This is a genomic window from Streptomyces sp. NPDC111520, from assembly GCF_055635295.1.
Map to the genome: position 1 here is coordinate 130481 of NZ_JBVKBW010000010.1, position 18137 is coordinate 148617.

General features: G+C 72.0%; 18 protein-coding genes. 6 read left to right on the forward strand and 12 right to left on the reverse strand.

Annotation, left to right across the window (positions count from 1 at the left end):
* Positions 1-91: 91 nt before the first annotated feature.
* The 5 genes from ACZ7MY_RS24320 to ACZ7MY_RS24340 form a co-directional block, all read right to left on the reverse strand.
* On the reverse strand, positions 92-988 hold the full coding sequence (locus ACZ7MY_RS24320) for a LysR family transcriptional regulator (protein WP_499604675.1): 897 nt from the start codon (positions 986-988) through the stop codon (positions 92-94).
* 226 nt (positions 989-1214) lie between these two features.
* The gene (locus tag ACZ7MY_RS24325) at positions 1215-2351 is read right to left on the reverse strand and encodes a cystathionine gamma-lyase (RefSeq protein WP_499604677.1); all 1137 of its coding nucleotides are present in this window, start codon (positions 2349-2351) and stop codon (positions 1215-1217) included.
* An 81-nt stretch (positions 2352-2432) separates the two neighbouring features.
* Positions 2433-3305: a fructosamine kinase family protein gene (locus tag ACZ7MY_RS24330; RefSeq protein WP_499604679.1), complete on the reverse strand. Its 873-nt coding sequence runs from the start codon at positions 3303-3305 to the stop codon at positions 2433-2435.
* Positions 3302-3841, reverse strand: coding sequence for a low molecular weight protein-tyrosine-phosphatase (locus tag ACZ7MY_RS24335; RefSeq protein WP_499604680.1), 540 nt, complete (start codon positions 3839-3841; stop codon positions 3302-3304). The genes ACZ7MY_RS24330 and ACZ7MY_RS24335 overlap by 4 nt, the downstream gene beginning before the upstream one ends.
* A gap of 24 nt (positions 3842-3865) precedes the next feature.
* Positions 3866-4243 (reverse strand): phage holin family protein, encoded by a 378-nt coding sequence (locus ACZ7MY_RS24340; RefSeq protein WP_499604681.1) that lies wholly within the window; start codon positions 4241-4243, stop codon positions 3866-3868.
* 57 nt (positions 4244-4300) lie between these two features.
* Between ACZ7MY_RS24340 and ACZ7MY_RS24345 the strand changes: the two genes are divergently transcribed.
* Together ACZ7MY_RS24345 and ACZ7MY_RS24350 are read left to right on the forward strand one after the other, a co-directional pair.
* Positions 4301-4618, forward strand: coding sequence for a cupin domain-containing protein (locus tag ACZ7MY_RS24345; protein ID WP_499604683.1), 318 nt, complete (start codon positions 4301-4303; stop codon positions 4616-4618).
* Positions 4619-4740: 122 nt separating this feature from the next.
* The gene (locus ACZ7MY_RS24350; protein ID WP_499604685.1) at positions 4741-4953 is read left to right on the forward strand and encodes a DUF5326 family protein; all 213 of its coding nucleotides are present in this window, start codon (positions 4741-4743) and stop codon (positions 4951-4953) included.
* A 43-nt stretch (positions 4954-4996) separates the two neighbouring features.
* On the opposite strand, the gene ACZ7MY_RS24355 is transcribed toward ACZ7MY_RS24350, so the two are convergent.
* The 3 genes from ACZ7MY_RS24355 to ACZ7MY_RS24365 form a co-directional block, all read right to left on the reverse strand.
* The gene (locus tag ACZ7MY_RS24355) at positions 4997-6472 is read right to left on the reverse strand and encodes a flotillin family protein (RefSeq protein WP_499604687.1); all 1476 of its coding nucleotides are present in this window, start codon (positions 6470-6472) and stop codon (positions 4997-4999) included.
* A gap of 120 nt (positions 6473-6592) precedes the next feature.
* Entirely contained in the window at positions 6593-6793 is a 201-nt protein-coding gene (locus tag ACZ7MY_RS24360) for an NfeD C-terminal domain-containing protein (RefSeq protein WP_499604689.1), read from the reverse strand.
* Between the two features lie 19 nt (positions 6794-6812).
* Entirely contained in the window at positions 6813-8111 is a 1299-nt protein-coding gene (locus tag ACZ7MY_RS24365; RefSeq protein ID WP_499604690.1) for a YibE/F family protein, read from the reverse strand.
* 180 nt (positions 8112-8291) lie between these two features.
* Here ACZ7MY_RS24365 and thiC point away from each other — a divergent pair, with 180 nt between their 5' ends.
* Positions 8292-10037, forward strand: a complete 1746-nt coding sequence (gene thiC, locus ACZ7MY_RS24370) for a phosphomethylpyrimidine synthase ThiC (RefSeq protein ID WP_499604692.1) — start codon at positions 8292-8294, stop codon at positions 10035-10037.
* A 57-nt stretch (positions 10038-10094) separates the two neighbouring features.
* Here the strand turns inward: thiC and ACZ7MY_RS24375 are convergent, their stop codons facing one another.
* The 4 genes from ACZ7MY_RS24375 to ACZ7MY_RS24390 form a co-directional block, all read right to left on the reverse strand.
* Entirely contained in the window at positions 10095-10673 is a 579-nt protein-coding gene (locus tag ACZ7MY_RS24375; RefSeq protein WP_499604694.1) for a DUF4240 domain-containing protein, read from the reverse strand.
* A 47-nt stretch (positions 10674-10720) separates the two neighbouring features.
* Positions 10721-11581 (reverse strand): hypothetical protein, encoded by an 861-nt coding sequence (locus ACZ7MY_RS24380; protein ID WP_499604696.1) that lies wholly within the window; start codon positions 11579-11581, stop codon positions 10721-10723.
* A 161-nt stretch (positions 11582-11742) separates the two neighbouring features.
* Positions 11743-12780, reverse strand: a complete 1038-nt coding sequence (locus ACZ7MY_RS24385) for a metallophosphoesterase (RefSeq protein ID WP_499604698.1) — start codon at positions 12778-12780, stop codon at positions 11743-11745.
* Positions 12781-12948: 168 nt separating this feature from the next.
* Complete coding sequence (locus tag ACZ7MY_RS24390; protein ID WP_499604699.1) at positions 12949-14049, reverse strand: LacI family DNA-binding transcriptional regulator; 1101 nt, start codon at positions 14047-14049, stop codon at positions 12949-12951.
* A gap of 338 nt (positions 14050-14387) precedes the next feature.
* Between ACZ7MY_RS24390 and hisC the strand changes: the two genes are divergently transcribed.
* The 3 genes from hisC to cydB all read left to right on the forward strand — a co-directional run bounded on the left by hisC (position 14388) and on the right by cydB (position 18134).
* Positions 14388-15461, forward strand: coding sequence for a histidinol-phosphate transaminase (hisC, locus tag ACZ7MY_RS24395; protein ID WP_499604700.1), 1074 nt, complete (start codon positions 14388-14390; stop codon positions 15459-15461).
* 154 nt (positions 15462-15615) lie between these two features.
* The gene (locus tag ACZ7MY_RS24400) at positions 15616-17121 is read left to right on the forward strand and encodes a cytochrome ubiquinol oxidase subunit I (RefSeq protein ID WP_499604702.1); all 1506 of its coding nucleotides are present in this window, start codon (positions 15616-15618) and stop codon (positions 17119-17121) included.
* A gap of 11 nt (positions 17122-17132) precedes the next feature.
* Complete coding sequence (cydB, locus tag ACZ7MY_RS24405) at positions 17133-18134, forward strand: cytochrome d ubiquinol oxidase subunit II (protein WP_499604703.1); 1002 nt, start codon at positions 17133-17135, stop codon at positions 18132-18134.
* Positions 18135-18137: the final 3 nt, after the last annotated feature.

The window sequence follows — 18137 nt, forward strand, 5'->3', positions numbered from 1 at the left end:
TGCCGCGGCGCGGGAGGCGGCAAACGCCTCCGGGACGGCGAATCGGAACGTCCCGTTCTCACGGAGGCCACCCGCCGTACGCCGGGCGCGGTCACCAGGCCGCGGAGGAGCGCATCAGCTGCTCGTGCACCCGCGCGATGTGCGGCAGCGCGAGCGTCCCGGCGCGCACCGAGACGAAGTACGTGCGCAGGGGCGGCACCGGCGGCTCCAGGAGCGCACGCGCGGCGCCCGCCGTGATCGCCTCGCAGCACAGGTAGCGAGGCAGGACGGCCATGCCGACCCCGGCGACCACGCACTCCAGGACGGCCCTCAGGTCGGGCACGACCACGGCGGGGACGATGGCGGGGGTGGCGTCGAAGACCGCCGACCAGTAGTGGTCGATCAGCGGCATGCCCTCGTCGTAGGAGATCACGGGGACGTCGTCGAGGACCCGTGCCCCGTGGGTGCGTACCGCGAGCGGGCCGCCGATCCGCTCCTGCCAGGCGGGGGCGGCCACGAGTATCTGCTCCTCGTCCCACAGGGCGGTGGCGGTCAGCAGCCGGTCGCGCGGCCGGACGGTGCCGATGGACAGGTCGTGGTGGCCCGCGGCGAGGCCGGCCAGCGCCTCGTCCTCGCCGGCCAGCGCGATGCGCAGCTGCAGGCCCTCGGCGATCAGCGGGGCGAGGGCGGGGAGGGCGCGCAGGGAGGTGAAGGTGGGCGGCCCGGCGAGGTGCAGGGTGCGGTTGCCGGACTCCTCGTCGAGGTCCGCCTCGGTTATCTCCAGCAGGGCGTCGAGGTGCGGGGCCACCCGGTGGGCCAGGTCGTCGCCGACGGGGGTCGGGGCGACGCCGCGCGGCAGGCGCAGGAAGAGGGGGCGGCCGACCTGCCGTTCCAGGCTGCGGATCTGGCTGGTGACGGCGGGCTGCGACAGTCCCAGCAGCTGGGCGGCCCGGGTGAAGGAACCGGCTCGGTGCACGGTGACGAACGTGCGCAGCAGAGCCAGATCCATGGAACCGCTCCCTCCCAGCCACCGGTACGACCGCAACATATAAATATATCGATAGGTCTGTATCGCAACTGTGATTGGACACTGACGCAGAGTCAACTAGCCTTGTTCGGGCGGATCTCCGCGCGTAAAGCCAGGGTGGTCCGAGCCACGAGGGGGGAGGCTCGGACCACCCATTCTGCGTAGGGCCCTCTACGTAGATATATCTGTTCGAAATGAACGGACGGGGTCAGCGCGCCGCGGCGTCCAGTGCCTGCGTCACGTCCCGCACGATGTCGGCCGCGTCCTCGACGCCGACCGAGAAGCGGACGAAGCCCTCGGGAACGGCGTCGCCGCCCCACCGCGCCCTGCGCTCGGCGGTGCTGGTCACACTGCCGAAACTGGTGGCCTCTGTGGTCAGCAGCAGCGCCGACAGGAAGCGCTCGGCGTGCTCCTTGTCGGGCAGCGTGAAGGACACCACACTGCCGAACCGGCCCATCTGCGCGGTCGCGACGGGGTGCGCCGGGTCGTCCACCAGGCCGGGGTGACGTACGTCGGTCACCTCGGCACGCCGGAGCAGCGCGGCGGCCAGTTCCAGGGCGTTGGCGGCCTGCCGGTCCACCCGCAGCGCGAGCGTGGACAGCGAACGGTGCGCCAGCCAGGCCTCCATGGGGCCGGGGATCGCACCGACGGTCTTGCGCCACAGCCGCACCCCGGCGGCGAGTTCGGGCCGACGGGTGGTCACGTAGCCCAGCAGCAGGTCGCCGTGGCCGGACAGCGCCTTGGTGCCGCTCGCCACCGAGAAGTCCGCGCCCAGCTCCAGCGGGCGTTGGCCGAGCGGGGTGGCGAGGGTGTTGTCGACCGCCACGAGCGCGCCCGCGGCGTGCGCGGCGTCGGCGAGCCGGCGGATGTCGCACACGTCCAGGCCCGGGTTGGACGGCGTCTCGATCCACAGCAGCTGTGCGCCCTCCAGCGCCTCCAGTTGGCCGTCGCCCGCGGTGGGCGCCAGCCGCACCGCGATCCCGTAGTCCTCCAGGCGGCTCTGGAGCGAGCGGGTGGCCTGGTAGCTGTCGGAGGGCAGCACCACGGTGTCGCCGGAGCGCACCTGGGAGAACAGCACGGAGGAGACGGCGCCCATGCCGGAGGAGAAGACCAGCGTCTCGGCGGGGACGTCCGGGGACTCCAGCGCCGAGATCGCCTCCTCCAGCCGGGTCCAGGTGGGGTTCTCGTCACGGCCGTAGGTGTACGGGCCGGTGACGTCGCCCGGCAGGTGGAAGTGCGCGGCGAACACCGGGCCGGGCAGCGCCGGCTCGTGGGGCCGGGCCGGCGGCCGGCCCGCGTGCACGCTGCGGGTGCTGTCCCCCGGCCTGCTCTCGTACTCCGTCATCGCCCTCTCCTCGTTCTCCCCGTCGTCGCGAACGTACAGGCGGAAGATACCGGTGTACGGGCCAACGAACACGGGCGTCCGCTAGGCGGACGCCAGCACCGCCCGCGCGGCACGACCCGCGGCGGCCCCGTAGCCCGCGCCGAACAGGACGGCGTGCACCAGCAGGGGGTGCAACTGGTGCAGGGGCACGCGTTCCCGGCGCCCGGGCAGCGGCCGGACCTCCTCGTACGCGGCGAGCACCCGCTCCAGGTGCGGACAGCCGAACAGCTCCAGCATCGCCAGGTCGGCCTCGGGGTGCCCGCCCTGCGCCGCCGGGTCGACGACCCGGGCGCGGCCGTCGGCGGCGAACAGGACGTTGCCGGACCACAGATCGCCGTGGATCACCGCGGGCGGCCGGGCGGGGCCGCCGATCCGCGGCAGCAGTTCGCAGACCCGCTCCACCGCGCGGACGTCCGCCGGTGCCATGGCCCCGCCGTCGGCGGCCCGCCGCAGGAAGGGCAGCAGCCGGCCGGCGGCGTGGAAGGCCGCCCAGTCCCCTGAGCCGGGCGACGGCGACGGCAGGGGGAGCGGCCCGATGAAGGCGGGGTGCGCCGTCCCGAACCCCGGGGCGGGGACCCGGTGGAGCGCGGCGAGTTCACGGCCGAGGCGCTCCGCCGCGGCAGGAGTGGCCGGACCCGGCTCGACCCACTCCAGCACGAGCGTGCGGTCGTCGGCGGCCAGCACCTCCGGCACGGCCACCGTCCCCGTGCCGCCCAGCAGCCGCAGCCCCGCGGCCTCGGCGGCGAAGAAGCCCGGCGGCGCGTCCGGGAGGGTCTTGGCGAAGACCGGGCCGCCCGAGCGGCGCAGCAACCGGACGGAGTGGCAGACGGAACCTCCGCCCACCGGGCCGGCCTCGGTCACCGGCTCCCCCAGCAGGGCGGCGACCCGGTCCGCGAGCCCGGCCGGAGCGGTCACGGCGCGGGCGCGGGCTCGCTGCGGAGGGCGTCGCGCACGGCGTCCACGAGGCCGTCGGCGGCGGCCTCGCACATCTCCAGGCACTCCTCGAAGCCGCTCAGGTCCCCGTAGTACGGGTCGGGGACGTCCAGGCCCCCGCCGTCCGCGCCGCCGTCCGCGGCGGGGTCGTAGGAACGCAGCAGCCGCACCTTGGCGGCGTCCTGCGGGGTGGGCGCCAGCCGGCGCAGGTCCCGCAGGTGGCCCGAGTCGAGGGCGATCACCAGGTCGAGCCCGGCGAACCACTCGGGCTGGAACTGGCGCGCGATGTGCTCGTACCCGTAACCGGCCGCGCGGAGCACGGCCACCGTACGGTGGTCGGCGCCGTCACCCTCGTGCCAGGAGCCGGTGCCCGCGCTGTCGGCGACGACCAGGCCGCCGAGCCCGGCGTCCTCGGCGCGGGCGCGGAAGACGGACTCGGCCATCGGCGAACGGCAGATGTTGCCGGTGCAGACGAAGCACACCCGCAGCGGGTTGGTGCGGGAGGACGGAGCGCTCATGGGCTCCATGATGCAGCCCCCGGGTCAGTCCTCGTCGGGGAGGACCATGTTCAGGGCCCACGAGACGATGCTGATGATCAGGCCACCGAGGAACGCCGCCCAGAAGCCCTCGACGTGGAAGTCCAGGTCGAGCTTGCCGGAGATCCAGGAGGTCAGCAGCAACATCAGGGCGTTGACGACCAGCGTGAACAAGCCGAGCGTCAACACCAGCAGCGGCAGCGACAGCAGCTTCACCAGCGGCTTCACCAGCCAGTTCACCACGCCGAAGACCAGGGCGACGAGGATCAGGGTGAGGGCCCTGTGGCCGGTGTCGTCACCGGTGAGCGTGATGTTGCCCACGAGCCAGATGGCCACCAGCAGGGCTCCGGCGTTCGCGAGCGTCTTGACGACGAAGTTCATCATGGCTGAGATCGTCGCAGAAGTGATCCCGCAGGCACAGTGGTGAGAGGGAGCGGCCAAGTGAAGGTGTTCCGGCTGGACGACCTGGAGGCCGAGCGGGCCGCCAACGAGGGCGCGTACCTCAGCTTCCTGCGCGGGCGGAACATGTCCGCCGGGCTCTACGCCCTCCGGGCCGGCGAGCTCGACCCGCAGAAACCGCACGCCCAGGACGAGATCTACCTGGTCGTGAGCGGCCGGGCGCTGATCACCGTGGGGGAGGAGACGACCCACGTCGCGCGCGGCAGCGTGGTCTACGTCCCGGCGGGGGCGCCGCACCGCTTCCACCACGTCACCGAGGACCTGAAGGTGCTGGTGGTCTTCTCGCCCCCCGAGGCCTGAGCGCCGCCGCCCCCGGTTTCCCGTAGGGGGAGGGTCAGGGACGGATGGGGACCGCGGGGCCTCCGCACGGGGCCGTCGCGGCCCTAGCCTGGGAGCGGAAGGACGACAAGGAGGAGGAAACGGTGAAGCTCTTCGAGGGCCTGCCCTGGTGGGTCAAGCGGGTCGCGGTGCCGGTGATCGCGATCGTGGTCTTCGGCGGCATGATCGCCAGCGCGATCGGGTTCCTGTTCTGGCTGCTGTTCAAGGTGCTGGTGTTCGTGGCGCTGGTCGGCGGCCTGGTGTACGTGGTCAAGAAGTTCACCTCGTCCTCGTCCGACTCCCGCGACAAGTGGTGACCCCGTGGGGCCCGGTGGCCGGGCCCCACGGGAGGCGCGCCGCTCAGTCCTGGAGCCGGACGCGCTCGGGGCCCCGCGGCGCCGCACCGTTCGGTGGGGCGTCGCCGCCGGCGCCGGTCGCGCCGTTCATCTGGGCGAGCAGCTGACGGGCCAGACCCAGGCCCGTCCCGCCCATGGTGAGCGCCTTGGCGAACATCTCCGACATCCCGTCGGCGCCGTTGAGCAGCACCATGTGGTCGACGTTGCCGAAGGCCTCGGCGCCCGCCCGGACGATCTCCGGCCAGTTCTCGGCCAGCTGCTGGGCGACGACCGCCTCCTGGTTCTCCGCCAGGGCCGCGGCCCGCGCCTTGATCGCCTCGGCCTCCGCCAGGCCCCTGGCCTTCGCGGACTCGGCCTCCGCCAGACCCCGCGCCTGCGTCGCGGCGGCCTCCGCCTCACCCGTGGCCCGGGTGGCCGCGGCGGTCGCCTCACCGCTGACCCGCGTCTGCTCCGCCTGCGCGGCAGCGGCCGTCTTGACCCGGTTCGCCTCGGCGGCGGCGGCCAGTTCGGTCTCGCGGGCCTTCGCCTCGGCCGCCGAGATGCGCGCGTCGCGCTCGGCCTCGGCCAGCGTCCGCTTCTCGTACGCGGAGGCGTCCGCCGGCTTGCGGACGTCCGCCTGCAACTGCTGCTCGCGCCGCTGCGCCTCCAGCTCCGCGACCCGGGTCTCCTGCACGACGACCTCCTGCCGGGCCGCCGCCTCCGCGAGCGGGCCCGCCTGCCGGGAGGACGCGGTGGCCTTGTCCCGCTCGGCCATGTAACCGGCCTGCAGGATCTGGCTGTCCCGGGTCGCCTCGGCCATGCGGGCGGCGGCCTGCTGCTCGGCCTCGGTCGCCAGCCGGTCCGCCTCCGCCTGCGCGATGCGGGCGTCGCGCTGGACGGCCGCGGCGTGCGGCGCGGCCAGGTTGTTGATGTAGCCGGTCGGGTCGACGATCTCGTGGATCTGCAGCGAGTCGATGATCAGCCCGAGCTTCTCCATCTCCGAGCCCGACGCGGCCCGGGTCTCGGCGGTGAGCCGTTCCCGGTCCCGGATCATCTGCTCCACCGTCAGCCCGCCCACGATGGACCGCAGATGACCCGCGAAGACGTTGTGCACCCGCTCGGGCATGAACTTCTGCTGGTCCAGGAAACGCCGCGCGGCGTTGGCGATCGACACCATGTCGTCGCCGACCTTGAAGATGACCACGCCGTGCACCTTCAGCGGGATGCCCTGCTGGGTGACGCAGTCCACGTTCAGCTCGGCCTCGTTGAGGTCGAGCGAGAGCCTGCGCACCGCCTGGACGCCGGGCAGGACCAGGGTCCCGCGTCCCGTGACGATGCGGAACCCCATCCCCTCCCCCACCCCGTCCGTACGGTGCTTGGAACCGGAGATCACCAGTGCCTCGTTGGGCTCGGCGACCCGCCACATGAGCCGGAACAGGCCGACCAGAATGATGATCGCGACGAGCGCCCCGCCCGCCGCAACGCCGATCAGCATCGGCATACGCCCCCTTACGGATGGCCCCGTTCGGGGCCGCGTACGGGAGTGTGCGCCCGTGGTTGACGGTGCGGTAGGTCCTGGCGGATCCTTGTCGCTTTCTTGACGTGGAGTGGAGCGCTCCGCTCAGCCGTACGCGGGCGCCACGTACACGGTGCGCGGCGGCAGGTGTTCCACGACCACCACGACCGTGCCCTTCTCTATGCGCTCCCCCTCCGTCGCCGGGTACGCCAGGAACGCCTCCGCACCGCCCCGGACGGGCACGATCACCTCACCGACCAGCCCCGGCCCGACCGTTCCGGTCACCCGGCCCTGCAGTCCCACCACGTCCCCCGCCCCCCTGCGGTCACTTGGCGCGGCGCCGGTGCCCGCGACCGGAGCCCACGGGAACAGTGTCGCCGCTGCCGCGGTCCGCCGACACCACCAGGACGGCCAGCGCGGTCGTCAGCGGCACCGCCACCACCAGGCCGATGCTGCCCACCAGGGTCCGCACGATCTCCTCGGCGACCAGCTCGCTGCCCGCCACCGCCAGCACCCCGCGCTCCGCGATGGAGAAGAGCAGCAGCAACGGCAGCGCCGCGCCCGCGTAGGCCAGCACCAGCGTGTTGACGACCGAGGCGATGTGGTCCCGCCCGATCCGCATCGCCGCCGAGTACAGCCGCCGCCGGCTCGCCGCCGGGTCGGCCTCGCGCAGCTCCCACACCGCCGAGGTCTGGGTGACCGTCACGTCGTCCAGGACGCCCAGCGAACCGATGATGATGCCGGCCAGCAGCAGGCCGCGGATCTCGATGTCCGGGTACAGGGAGTGGATCAGCCCCGTCTCGTCGGAGGTGTTGCCGCTGAGCAGCGCCCAGTCGATGAACACCGAGCCCAGGACGCCGATCAGCAGCAGCGAGCAGAGCGTGCCCAGGACCGCCACCGAGGTGCGGGCGTTGAGGCCGTGGCACATGTAGAGCGCGATCAGCATGATGGCGCTGCCGCCGATCACCGCCACCAGCAGCGGATTGCTGCCGTGCAGGATCGCCGGGAGGATGAACTGCGTCAGCACCGCGAAGCTGATGACCAGCGCGACCAGCGCCAGCACCCCGCGCAGCCGGCCGACCACGACCACCACCAGGGCGAAGATCCCGGCCAGCAGCCACAACGGGAAGGCCCGGTCGACGTCGGTCACCGAGTACTGCAGTTCGCGCGGCGCCTGCGGCGCGTACGCCAGCAGCACCTTCTGGCCCTTGGTGTAGTGCCGCGTCTGGGTCGGCTGCACGATCTCGGTGAAGGTGCGGCCCGCGTCCTTGCCCGAGGTGACCTCGATGGTCGCGCGTTCGCAGATCGCCGGACCGGACGGCGCCTGCGCCGGCCCGGGGGAGGGCTCGGCGCCGGCGCCCGGTTCCGCGTTGACGTCGGCGCACTTGACGTCCTCGACCTTCACCACCCGCCCGGACTGCGTCTGCTGGTCGAAGCCGACACCGGTGCGCGCGTGCTCCGGCACACCGCCCGGCCACAGCACGACCAGACCGGCCACGACGGCGGCGACGAACGGGATCAGCACCGCGGCGATGACCTTGCGCAGGTGCCGGGAGACCGGCGGTACCGGGCCGTGGGCGTGGCCGTGACCGTGGGCGTGTGCGTGCGGCTGTTGGGAGTCCACGACCCGATCATCGCAACACCCTCTGGTGTGCGTCAGCGAGGACCCGCTAGCGTTGAGGCACCTTTGCAAACGCGGGAGCTCGGAGCACCGGGCTGAGAGGGCGCTGACCGGCCGAAGGGCCGCAGCTGCGCCGACCGCTGAACCTGTTACCGGGTAATGCCGGCGTAGGGAGTGGGTCTCATGACCATGCAGGATGCACGCGCGCGCGAAATCGGCTGGCACAAGGGCTACGTGACCGGGTCCCGCCCGGACATCGCGGTCCCCGTCCGCCGGGTGCACCTGACCAACGGCCGGGACGTGACGCTGTACGACACGTCCGGCCCGTACACCGACCCGAACGTGACCACCGACGTCCGCCGCGGCCTCCCGCCGCTGCGGGAGAACTGGATCGTCGCCCGCGGCGACACCGAGGAGTACCCCGGTCGCCCCGTCCGCCCCGAGGACGACGGCCTCAAGCACACCTCACCGCGCGGCGGCCTGCGCAACCTGGACGCCGTCTTCCCCGGCCGCCCCCGCCTGCCCCGGCGCGGCCGTCCCGGAGAACCGGTCACCCAGCTCGCGTACGCGCGGCGGGGCGAGATCACCCCGGAGATGGAGTACGTCGCCCTCCGCGAGGGCGTCTCCCCCGAGGTCGTCCGCGAGGAGATCGCGGCGGGACGCGCCGTCCTGCCGGCGAACGTCAACCACCCGGAGATCGAGCCGATGGTCATCGGCAAGCGGTTCCTGGTGAAGGTCAACGCCAACATCGGCAACTCGGCCGTCACCTCCTCCATCGAGGAGGAGGTCGACAAGATGACCTGGGCCACCCGCTGGGGCGCCGACACGGTCATGGACCTGTCCACCGGCCGCAACATCCACACCACGCGCGAGTGGGTGCTGCGCAACTCCCCCGTGCCGATCGGGACCGTCCCCCTCTACCAGGCCCTGGAGAAGGTGGACGGCAAGGCCGAGGAGCTGACCTGGGAGATCTACAAGGACACCGTCATCGAGCAGGCCGAGCAGGGCGTCGACTACATGACGGTCCACGCCGGCGTGCTGCTGCGCTACGTCCCGCTGACCGCCCGCCGCAAGACGGGCATCGTCTCCCGCGGCGGGTCGATCATGGCGGCCTGGTGCCTGGCCCACCACAAGGAGAGCTTCCTCTACGAGAACTTCGAGGAGCTCTGCGAGATCCTCGCCGCCTACGACGTCACCTACTCCCTGGGCGACGGCCTGCGCCCCGGGTCCATCGCGGACGCCAACGACGAGGCACAGTTCGCCGAGTTGCGCACGCTCGGCGAACTCAACTCCGTGGCCAAGCGGCACGGCGTGCAGACCATGATCGAGGGGCCGGGGCACGTCCCCATGCACAAGATCAAGGAGAACATCGACCTCCAGCAGGAGATCTGCGAGGAGGCGCCGTTCTACACCCTCGGCCCGCTCACCACCGACATCGCGCCCGCGTACGACCACATCACCTCCGGCATCGGCGCCGCGATGATCGCCTGGTGGGGCACGGCCATGCTCTGCTACGTCACCCCCAAGGAGCACCTGGGCCTGCCCGACCGCGACGACGTCAAGACCGGCGTCATCACCTACAAGATCGCCGCCCACGCCGCCGACCTGGCCAAGGGCCACCCCGGCGCCCAGGACTGGGACGACGCGCTCTCCGACGCCCGCTTCGAGTTCCGCTGGGAGGACCAGTTCAACCTGGCCCTCGACCCGGACACCGCACGGGCCTTCCACGACGAGACGCTCCCGGCGGAACCGGCCAAGACCGCGCACTTCTGCTCCATGTGCGGTCCGAAATTCTGTTCGATGAAGATCTCCCAGGACATCCGCCGCCAACACGGCGGCACCGCAGAGGAGATCGAGGCGGGCATGGCGGAGAAGTCCCGCGAGTTCGCCGCCTCCGGCAACCGGGTGTACCTGCCGCTGGCGGACTGATCCGGGGTGCTCCGGCGGCCCGCCCACCACGGGCCGCCGGAGCCACCGGTACGCCGGTCACCCGTGGGCGGTGTCCGGGCCCAGGAACAGGCGCGCCAGGCGGGGCAGGCGGCGGTGCATCTCGGCGTCGTCGTCGAAGTCGAAGTCCTCGCCCATGTCGGGCTCGGAGGGCGTGCCCGCACCGGTGGGGCGGTGGGCGGCCCAGGCGGTCCAGAAGGAGTTCCGGTCGCCCGTGAGCCGCTCGAACGCCTGGGCGGCCACGTAGTTCATGTCCTCGTCGAAGAGGGCGTGGTCGTCCCCGTTCCGGGCGGCCGCGACCACGGTGGGGTGACCGGCCAGGCTGTCCGGCTGGGCGGCGACGCGGTCGTACCACGCGCGGCCCTGGGCGATGACCCCGGCGCGGAAGTCCATGAAGGAGTCGTCGGAGCAACCGCCGCCCACCAGGTAGGCGGCGGCCCAGACGTCCCAGCGGTACAGGGCGTCGTGCACTGCGTCGAAGCGTTCCGCGTAGCCGAGGACCTCCCGGGCCGGGAACTCGGTGAGCAGGCCGGCCAGCACCTCGTCGACGGGCTCGCCGCTCGTCGCCGCGGTGGAGCGGGCGGATTCGATCAGGGACCAGAACCGGTCGATGTCCATGGTCCGTACTGTGGCACCGGGGTACGACAGCGCCTCGGCGCGGCGGGTCAGTCCGGGCCGTGGTCCGGGCCGCCGAAGTCGGGGCTGGAGAAGTCGGGGCTGGAGAAGTCCGGGCTGGTGAAGCGGTCGCCGGGTTCGGGGGAGGACTCGTGGCCGGGGCTGGAGAAGTCCGGGCGGGAGTAACCGAGCCGCGGCATCCGGGGGTTGGCGCCGCCGGTGGTCGCGGTGGGGGCGGTGGGGGCCGCGTCGGCGGCCTTGGCGAGGGCGTCGTCGAGGAAGGGCTGCAGCCCGCGCTCCACCAGCGCCCGGCGCCACACCTCGCGGGCGAGCGCGACGTCGCGGGGCTCGTCGCCCGGAGGGTCGTGGAGGGCGGTCGAGCCGTTGCGCAGCGCGGTGAGCAGCAGCCCGACCATTCCGATGACGATGCCGCAGACGGCGACGGCCGCGAAGAGCCAGCCGGCCTGCCGCAGCGGCGGGGCGATCGCCGGCTCTGGGTGCCCGAAACGCAGGGCGTACCCGAGCACGAGGAAGATGACGGCGGCCGTGCCCGCCAGGATCGGTGTGAGCACGGCGACGACGGCGAACAGCCCGGCGCCGGAGCCGTCCGCGGCGACCGGGGCCGCCGCGGCCGCGTAGCCGAGGCCCGGCACGGCCGCGGTGCGTGCCTCGCGGCGTTGTTCCGCGAAGGCCTCGCGGACCTTGACGAACTGCTCGTACTCGGGCGCGGCGCAGCCCGAGATGGACTCGGCCGCGTTGAGCGCCATGGTGCGCAACTGCTCGGCGTTCAGGCGGTTCCGCGTGCCGGCGAGGGCGGCCCGCGTGCCCTCCGAGTGCAGAGCCGTGTCGAGGGCTCGCTCGAACTCCGGGCGGTCCTCGGTCAGCAGGTGTGGAGCGCTGTTCATGTGCATCCCCCGATGCTCCGTCTCCGGTTCCTCCCGGGGTTCACGAAGGACGAAGGTCCGGTCCGGCTGGGCGGAAGCGGAGGAGAAGCTGCCTACGGATATCCCGATGGTAGAGCGCGGAGGTGACGCGGTGACAGAGTGTTTCCGGAAAATGGGGGTTTCGGGGTCTACAACGGCAGCTGTGCGACCAGGAGTTTGCCGTCCATGGTCACCCCGCCGTCCATGGCCACCGCCAGGTCCTCCGCGTACACGTGCGGTCCCTCGACGACCGCGGAGCGGTCCGGCTGTTCGGTGCCGGGCTCGGCCCCCGGTTCGCCGAGCAGGTACGGGATGGGGCTGTGGCCGTGGACGACGCGGTGGCCGCCGTAGGTGTCCAGCAGTTCGCGGGCGGCCTGCGGCCCGGCGTCGCCACGGAAGGCGAAGCGCCGGGTGAACTTGCGGAACAGCTCCCAGCACTCGTCGGCGTCGCCGCGCTGCAGGATGCCGGTGACGGCGTCGTTCATCGCGTCGATGGTGGTGCCGTACTCCAGGTACGCGGTCGTGTCGGAGTGCAGCAGCAGGTGGCCGTCGGTGAGGGCGGCGGCGTCCAGCCGGGACATCCAGGCGACGTGGTGGTCCTGCAGCCGCTCCATGTCGGTGGTCTGGCCGCCGTTGAGGCGCCAGGCGGCCAGGAAGGAGGCGGTGCCCGCGACGGAGTTCACGGGGGTGTCGCCGAAGCGGTGGGCGCCGAGCAGCAGCAGTTCGTGGTTGCCCATGAGGGCCCTGGCGTAGCCGCCGGCCGCGGCGGCCTCCGCGGACAGCTGCATGACCAGCTCGATCACGCCGATGCCGTCGGGGCCGCGGTCGGTGAAGTCACCGAGGAACCACAGGCGGGCGTTGCCGGCCGCCCAGTGGCCCTCGGAGTCGATCAGCCCGGTCGCGTACAGGGCCTCGCACAGCCGGTCCAGGTAGCCGTGGACGTCGCCGACCACGTAGAGCGGGCCCAGCGCCTGCGTGTCGGCCACCGTGACCACCGGGAGGTCACGCTGCGTGGGCGTGTACTCCGGCGGCATCATCTGCTCGTCGATCATGGTCGGTTCGTGCCCGGCCGGATGTCCCGGTGGGGCCCCGACGGCATCGGCGGGGTGCGCCGACGGCGTCATGGGCGCACCGTGCGCCACTGCCTCCGCGGGGTCCTGAGACCAGCCGTACGAGGTACCGGGCATGGGTCCCTGACCTGCCCCCTGAGTCATCGACCCCTCCACCGTCGCGCCACCATCCGCCCATCATAGGAATGACGATGTCGTGGCGTGACACACCTGCTGATAGCGATTTCATCCGGTGCGGACAAATCCCCCCGGGGCGGGCCGTTCTCGCCCCGGAAGTGTCCGTTCCTATTCTCCCGCGGGCCCGCGGGGCGGGCTGACGGTGGTGCGCGGCGAGCGTCGCTGCGAGGAGGTGCGGACGATCAGGTCGGTCGGCATGACCTGCTGCACGGGGCGTCCCGCGTCCACCCCCTCGATGGCGTCGATGAGCAGCTGGACGACGGCGGTGCCGATCCGGCCCGGTTTGAGGGAGAGCGTGGTGATCGGGGGCTCGGTCGTCGCGTAGACCGTGCTCTCGCTGCAGCAGACCAGCAGGAGGTCGTCGGGTACGCGCAGCCCGTAGCGGCGGGCGGCGGCGAGCAGGTCGGTGCCGTTGGGGTCGAAGAGGCCGTAGACCGCGTCGGGGCGGTCGGGCCGGGCGAGCAGGCGGTCCGCGGCGACGGCGCCCGCGCACGGGTCGTGGGCGGGGTAGGCCTCGACGACGGGTTCCTGGCCGATCCGCTCGCACCAGTCGAGGTAGGCGGTGGTGGACAGCCGGGTGTAGGTGTCGGTGCTGGTGCCGGTGAGCAGGCCGATCCTGCGCGCGCCGGCCTCGGCGAGGTGTTCCAGGATGCCGAGCACGGCGGCCTCGTGGTCGTTGTCGACCCAGGCCTGGACGGGCAGGCTGCCGGTCGGGCGGCCGTCGCTGACCACGGGGATGCCCTGCCGCACCAGTTCGGTGACCATCGGGTCGTGGTCGGAGGGGTCGATCACGACCGTGCCGTCCAGTGCGACGTTGCTCCACACGTCGTGCCGGGAGGAGGCCGGCAGGATGACCAGGGCGTAGCCGCGGGCGAGCGCGGCGGAGGTGGCGGCCCGGGCCATCTCGGCGAAGTAGGCGAACTCCGTGAAGGTGAAGGGCTCTTCCCCGTACGTCGTGACGGTCAGGCCGATCAGCCCCGAGCGCCCGGTGCGCAGCGTGCGGGCGGCGGCGGAGGGGCGGTACCCCAGCCGGTCGGCGACCTCACGGACGTGACGGCGGGTGGCGTCGGGCAGTCGGCCCTTGCCGTTGAGCGCGTCGGAGACGGTGGTGATCGATACCCCGGCCGCGGCGGCCACGTCCCTGATGCCGGCCCGCTCCAGCCGGCGTCCGACGGGCCGGCTCGCCTGGTGCTTCCCTGCTGCTGTCATGGCGTGGTGATAGTAGGGGTCGGGTGGTCCGTTCGCGGGGTGCCGGACAGGGCGTTGACAGATACGTTTCCCCGCCAGCGGTCCCTGGTGCGGCAGGGAAAGCGCAGGTGACGGTGGGTGCCTACCGGGGGTTACGGCTCCGTCACGGGGTGCGGCCGGGGCCGTGCCCCGCGCTGCGCGCGGCCATCAACTCACCCCTACGAGGGATGCGCGCCACCGCGTGCGCCACCGGCGCGCAGGGTGCGACACCACCTGCTCCGTTCGCCGTGAGCCCCTGCCTCACGCCCGTGTGCCGCAAGGCCTCCCCCGGCCGGGCGGGCGCTCGTATGGTGTGGGGCATGAGCCCCAAACTGCGCCGCGAACTGGACGGCATCCCCACGTACAAGCCGGGCAGACCCCCGGCCGTGGAAGAGGGAGTGACGGCTTACAAGCTGTCCTCCAACGAGAACCCCTACGCGCCGCTGCCGGGTGTCCTGGAGGCGGCCACCGCCGCCGCGGAGAACTTCAACCGCTACCCGGACATGGCGTGCACGGCCCTCCACGCCGAGCTGGCGCACCGCTTCGGCGTGCCGGTGGAGCACATCGCGACGGGCACCGGCTCGGTCGGTGTCGCACAGCAGTTGCTGCAGTCGACCGCGGGGCCGGGCGACGAGGTGATCTACGCCTGGCGGTCCTTCGAGGCCTATCCGATCATCACGCAGATCAGCGGGGCGGCCTCGGTGCGGGTGCCGCTGGACGCGGACGACGTCCACGACCTGGACGCGATGGCCGAGGCGATCACCGACCGGACGCGGCTGGTCTTCGTCTGCAACCCCAACAACCCCACCGGCACGGTGGTGCGCCGGGCCGCGCTGGAGCGCTTCCTGGACCGCGTCCCGCAGGACGTGCTGGTCGTGCTGGACGAGGCGTACAAGGAGTTCATCCGCGACCCCGAGGTCCCGGACGGCGTCGAGGTCTACCGCGACCGCCCCAACGTGGCGGTGCTGCGCACCTTCTCCAAGGCGTACGGGCTCGCCGGACTGCGCGTGGGGTTCGCGATCGCGCACGAGCCGGTCGCCGCGGCGCTGCGCAAGACGGCCGTCCCCTTCGGCGTGAGCCAGCTCGCCCAGGACGCGGCGGTGGCCTCGCTGCGCGCGGAGGCGGCGCTGCTGGAGCGGGTGGAGGCGCTGGTCACCGAGCGGACCCGGGTGTTCGACGGGCTGACCGCGCAGGGCTGGACGGTGCCGGAGACGCACGCCAACTTCGTGTGGCTGCGGCTGGGGGAGCGCACGACCGACTTCGCCGCGGCCTGCGAGCGGGCCGGCGTCACCGTCCGTCCGTTCGCGGGGGAGGGCGTGCGGATCACGGTCGGCGAGGAGCCCGCCAACGACGTCCTGCTCCGTACCGCGGAGGCCTTCCGGAAGGAGCTGTGACCGTCCTGGCGCAGTGTTCCGGGTACCACCGGGTGTCGTAGGACGCGCCTTTTCGCCCCCTCCCACCCCCCGGTGTGAGGGGGCGAAAACGTGTGCGGCATACTGAGCTTGTGAATGCGTTCACTTTCACAAGCTCGATGTAAGGAGGCGTGACGTGGACCTGGCACTGGACTCCGTGGCCGTCGCGCGATGGCAATTCGGCATCACGACCGTCTACCACTACCTCTTCGTCCCCCTCACGATCTCCCTCGCCGCGCTGACTGCGGGCCTCCAGACGGCCTGGGTGCGCACGGGCAAGGAGAAGTACCTCCGGGCGACCAAGTTCTGGGGCAAGCTCTTCCTGATCAACATCGCCATGGGCGTCGCCACCGGCCTGGTCCAGGAGTTCCAGTTCGGCATGAACTGGTCGGACTACTCGCGCTTCGTCGGCGACGTGTTCGGTGCCCCGCTCGCCTTCGAGTCGCTGATCGCCTTCTTCTTCGAGTCCACCTTCATCGGCCTGTGGATCTTCGGCTGGGACAAGCTCCCGCAGAAGCTCCACCTGGCCTGCATCTGGCTGGTCTCGCTGGGCACGATCCTGTCCGCGTACTTCATCCTCGCCGCGAACTCCTGGATGCAGCACCCGGTCGGCTACCGCTACAACAAGGTCACCGGCCGCGCGGAGCTCACCGACTTCTGGGCGGTGCTCAGCCAGAACACCACCCTCGTCGTGGTCTTCCACACGCTCGCCGCGGCCTTCCTGACCGGCGCCGCGTTCATGATCGGCATATCGGCCTACCACCTGGCCCGCCGCAAGCACGTCGCCGTCATGCGGACATCGCTGCGCCTCGCCCTGGTCACCGCCGTCGTCGCCGGCCTGCTCACCGCGATCAGCGGCGACCGGCTGGGCAAGGTCATGTACGAGCAGCAGCCCATGAAGATGGCCGCCGCCGAGGCCCTGTGGGACGGCGAGTCCCCGGCCCCCTTCTCGATCTTCGCCTACGGCGACGTCGAGAAGGGCCACAACACCGTGGCCGTCGAGGTCCCCGGCCTGCTGTCCTTCCTCGCCCACGACGACTTCGACTCGTACGTCCCGGGCATCAACGACGTCAACAAGGCCGAACAGGAGAAGTACGGCCCGGGCGACTACCGGCCCAACATCCCGGTCGCCTACTGGGGCTTCCGCTGGATGATCGGCTTCGGCATGACCTCCTTCGCGGTCGGCCTGGCGGGACTGTGGCTCACCCGCCGCAGGTTCTGGCTCGCCGAGGAGCGGCGCACCGCCGACGACGAGCCGCCGCACCTGATGCTCACCAGGAACGCCGCCCTCTCCCCGGCGCTGTCCCGCTGGTACTGGCGGATCGGCCTGCTCACCATGGGCTTCCCGCTGATCGCCAACTCCTGGGGCTGGATCTTCACCGAGAACGGCCGCCAGCCGTGGGTGGTGTACGGGCTGCTGCGCACCGAGGACGCGGTCTCCCCCGGTGTCTCCACCGCCGAGATGCTGACCTCGCTGATCGTCCTCACCACGCTCTACGCCGTCCTCGCCGTCGTCGAGGTGAAGCTGCTGGTCAAGTACGCCAAGGCCGGGCCACCCGAGCTCACCGAGGCGGACCTCAACCCCCCCACGAAGATCGGCGGCGACGCCGACGCCGACCGCCCGATGGCCTTCTCGTACTAGGGAGAGACGGCATGCACCTCCACGACGTCTGGTTCGTCCTCATCGCGGTCCTGTGGACCGGCTACTTCTTCCTCGAGGGCTTCGACTTCGGCATCGGCGTCCTCACCCGGCTGCTCGCCCGCGACCGGCCCGAGCGGCGGGTGCTGATCAACACCATCGGCCCGGTCTGGGACGGCAACGAGGTCTGGCTGATCACCGCCGGCGGCGCCACCTTCGCCGCCTTCCCCGAGTGGTACGCCACCCTCTTCTCCGGCTTCTACCTGCCGCTGCTGGTGATCCTGCTCTGCCTGATCATCCGGGTCGTCGCCTTCGAGTACCGCGCCAAGCGCCCGTCCGAACGCTGGCAGACGGCCTGGGAGCAGGCCATCTTCTGGACCTCCCTGCTCCCCGCGTTCCTCTGGGGCGTGGCGTTCGCCAACATCGTGCACGGGGTGGAGATCGACGCCTCCGGCGAGTACACCGGCGGGGTCCGGGAGCTGTTCGGCCCCTACGCCCTGCTCGGCGGGCTCGTGACGCTCAGCCTCTTCACCTTCCACGGCGCGGTCTTCGCGGCACTGAAGACCCTCGGCGACATCCGCGCCCGCGCCCGCCGCTTCGCCACCCGGGCCGGAGCGCTCACCGCGGTGCTCGCACTCGCCTTCCTGGCCTGGACGCAGGGGCACGGCGGCGACGCCTGGAGCCTAGCGGCCGCGGCGGTCGCCGTGCTCGCGCTGCTCGCCGCGCTGTGCGCCAACCTGCGGGGCCGCGAGGGCTGGGCCTTCACCTTCTCCGGAGTCACCGTCGTCGCCGCGGTGGCGATGCTCTTCCTGGTGCTCTTCCCGGAGGTCATGCCCTCCACGCTCGACCCGGCGTGGAGCCTGACGGTGGAGAACGCCTCCTCGACCCCGTACACGCTGAAGATCATGACCTGGTGCGCCGCGATCGCGGCCCCGCTGGTCGTGCTCTACCAGGCCTGGACGTACTGGGTGTTCCGCAAGCGGATCGGCACCCAGCACATCGCCGAAGCGCACTGAGGA

Bases quoted from the DNA above. Each gene is read 5' to 3' on its own strand.
- ACZ7MY_RS24335 (WP_499604680.1), bottom strand. From the start codon at position 3,841: ATGAGCGCTCCGTCCTCCCGCACCAACCCGCTGCGGGTGTGCTTCGTC.
- ACZ7MY_RS24340 (WP_499604681.1), bottom strand. From the start codon at position 4,243: ATGATGAACTTCGTCGTCAAGACGCTCGCGAACGCCGGAGCCCTGCTG.
- hisC (WP_499604700.1), top strand. From the start codon at position 14,388: ATGAGCCCCAAACTGCGCCGCGAACTGGACGGCATCCCCACGTACAAG.
- ACZ7MY_RS24380 (WP_499604696.1), bottom strand. From the start codon at position 11,581: ATGCACATGAACAGCGCTCCACACCTGCTGACCGAGGACCGCCCGGAG.
- ACZ7MY_RS24325 (WP_499604677.1), bottom strand. From the start codon at position 2,351: ATGACGGAGTACGAGAGCAGGCCGGGGGACAGCACCCGCAGCGTGCAC.
- ACZ7MY_RS24320 (WP_499604675.1), bottom strand. From the start codon at position 988: ATGGATCTGGCTCTGCTGCGCACGTTCGTCACCGTGCACCGAGCCGGT.
- ACZ7MY_RS24390 (WP_499604699.1), bottom strand. From the start codon at position 14,049: ATGACAGCAGCAGGGAAGCACCAGGCGAGCCGGCCCGTCGGACGCCGG.
- ACZ7MY_RS24385 (WP_499604698.1), bottom strand. From the start codon at position 12,780: ATGCCCGGTACCTCGTACGGCTGGTCTCAGGACCCCGCGGAGGCAGTG.
- cydB (WP_499604703.1), top strand. From the start codon at position 17,133: ATGCACCTCCACGACGTCTGGTTCGTCCTCATCGCGGTCCTGTGGACC.
- ACZ7MY_RS24355 (WP_499604687.1), bottom strand. From the start codon at position 6,472: ATGCCGATGCTGATCGGCGTTGCGGCGGGCGGGGCGCTCGTCGCGATC.
- ACZ7MY_RS24375 (WP_499604694.1), bottom strand. From the start codon at position 10,673: ATGGACATCGACCGGTTCTGGTCCCTGATCGAATCCGCCCGCTCCACC.
- thiC (WP_499604692.1), top strand. From the start codon at position 8,292: ATGACCATGCAGGATGCACGCGCGCGCGAAATCGGCTGGCACAAGGGC.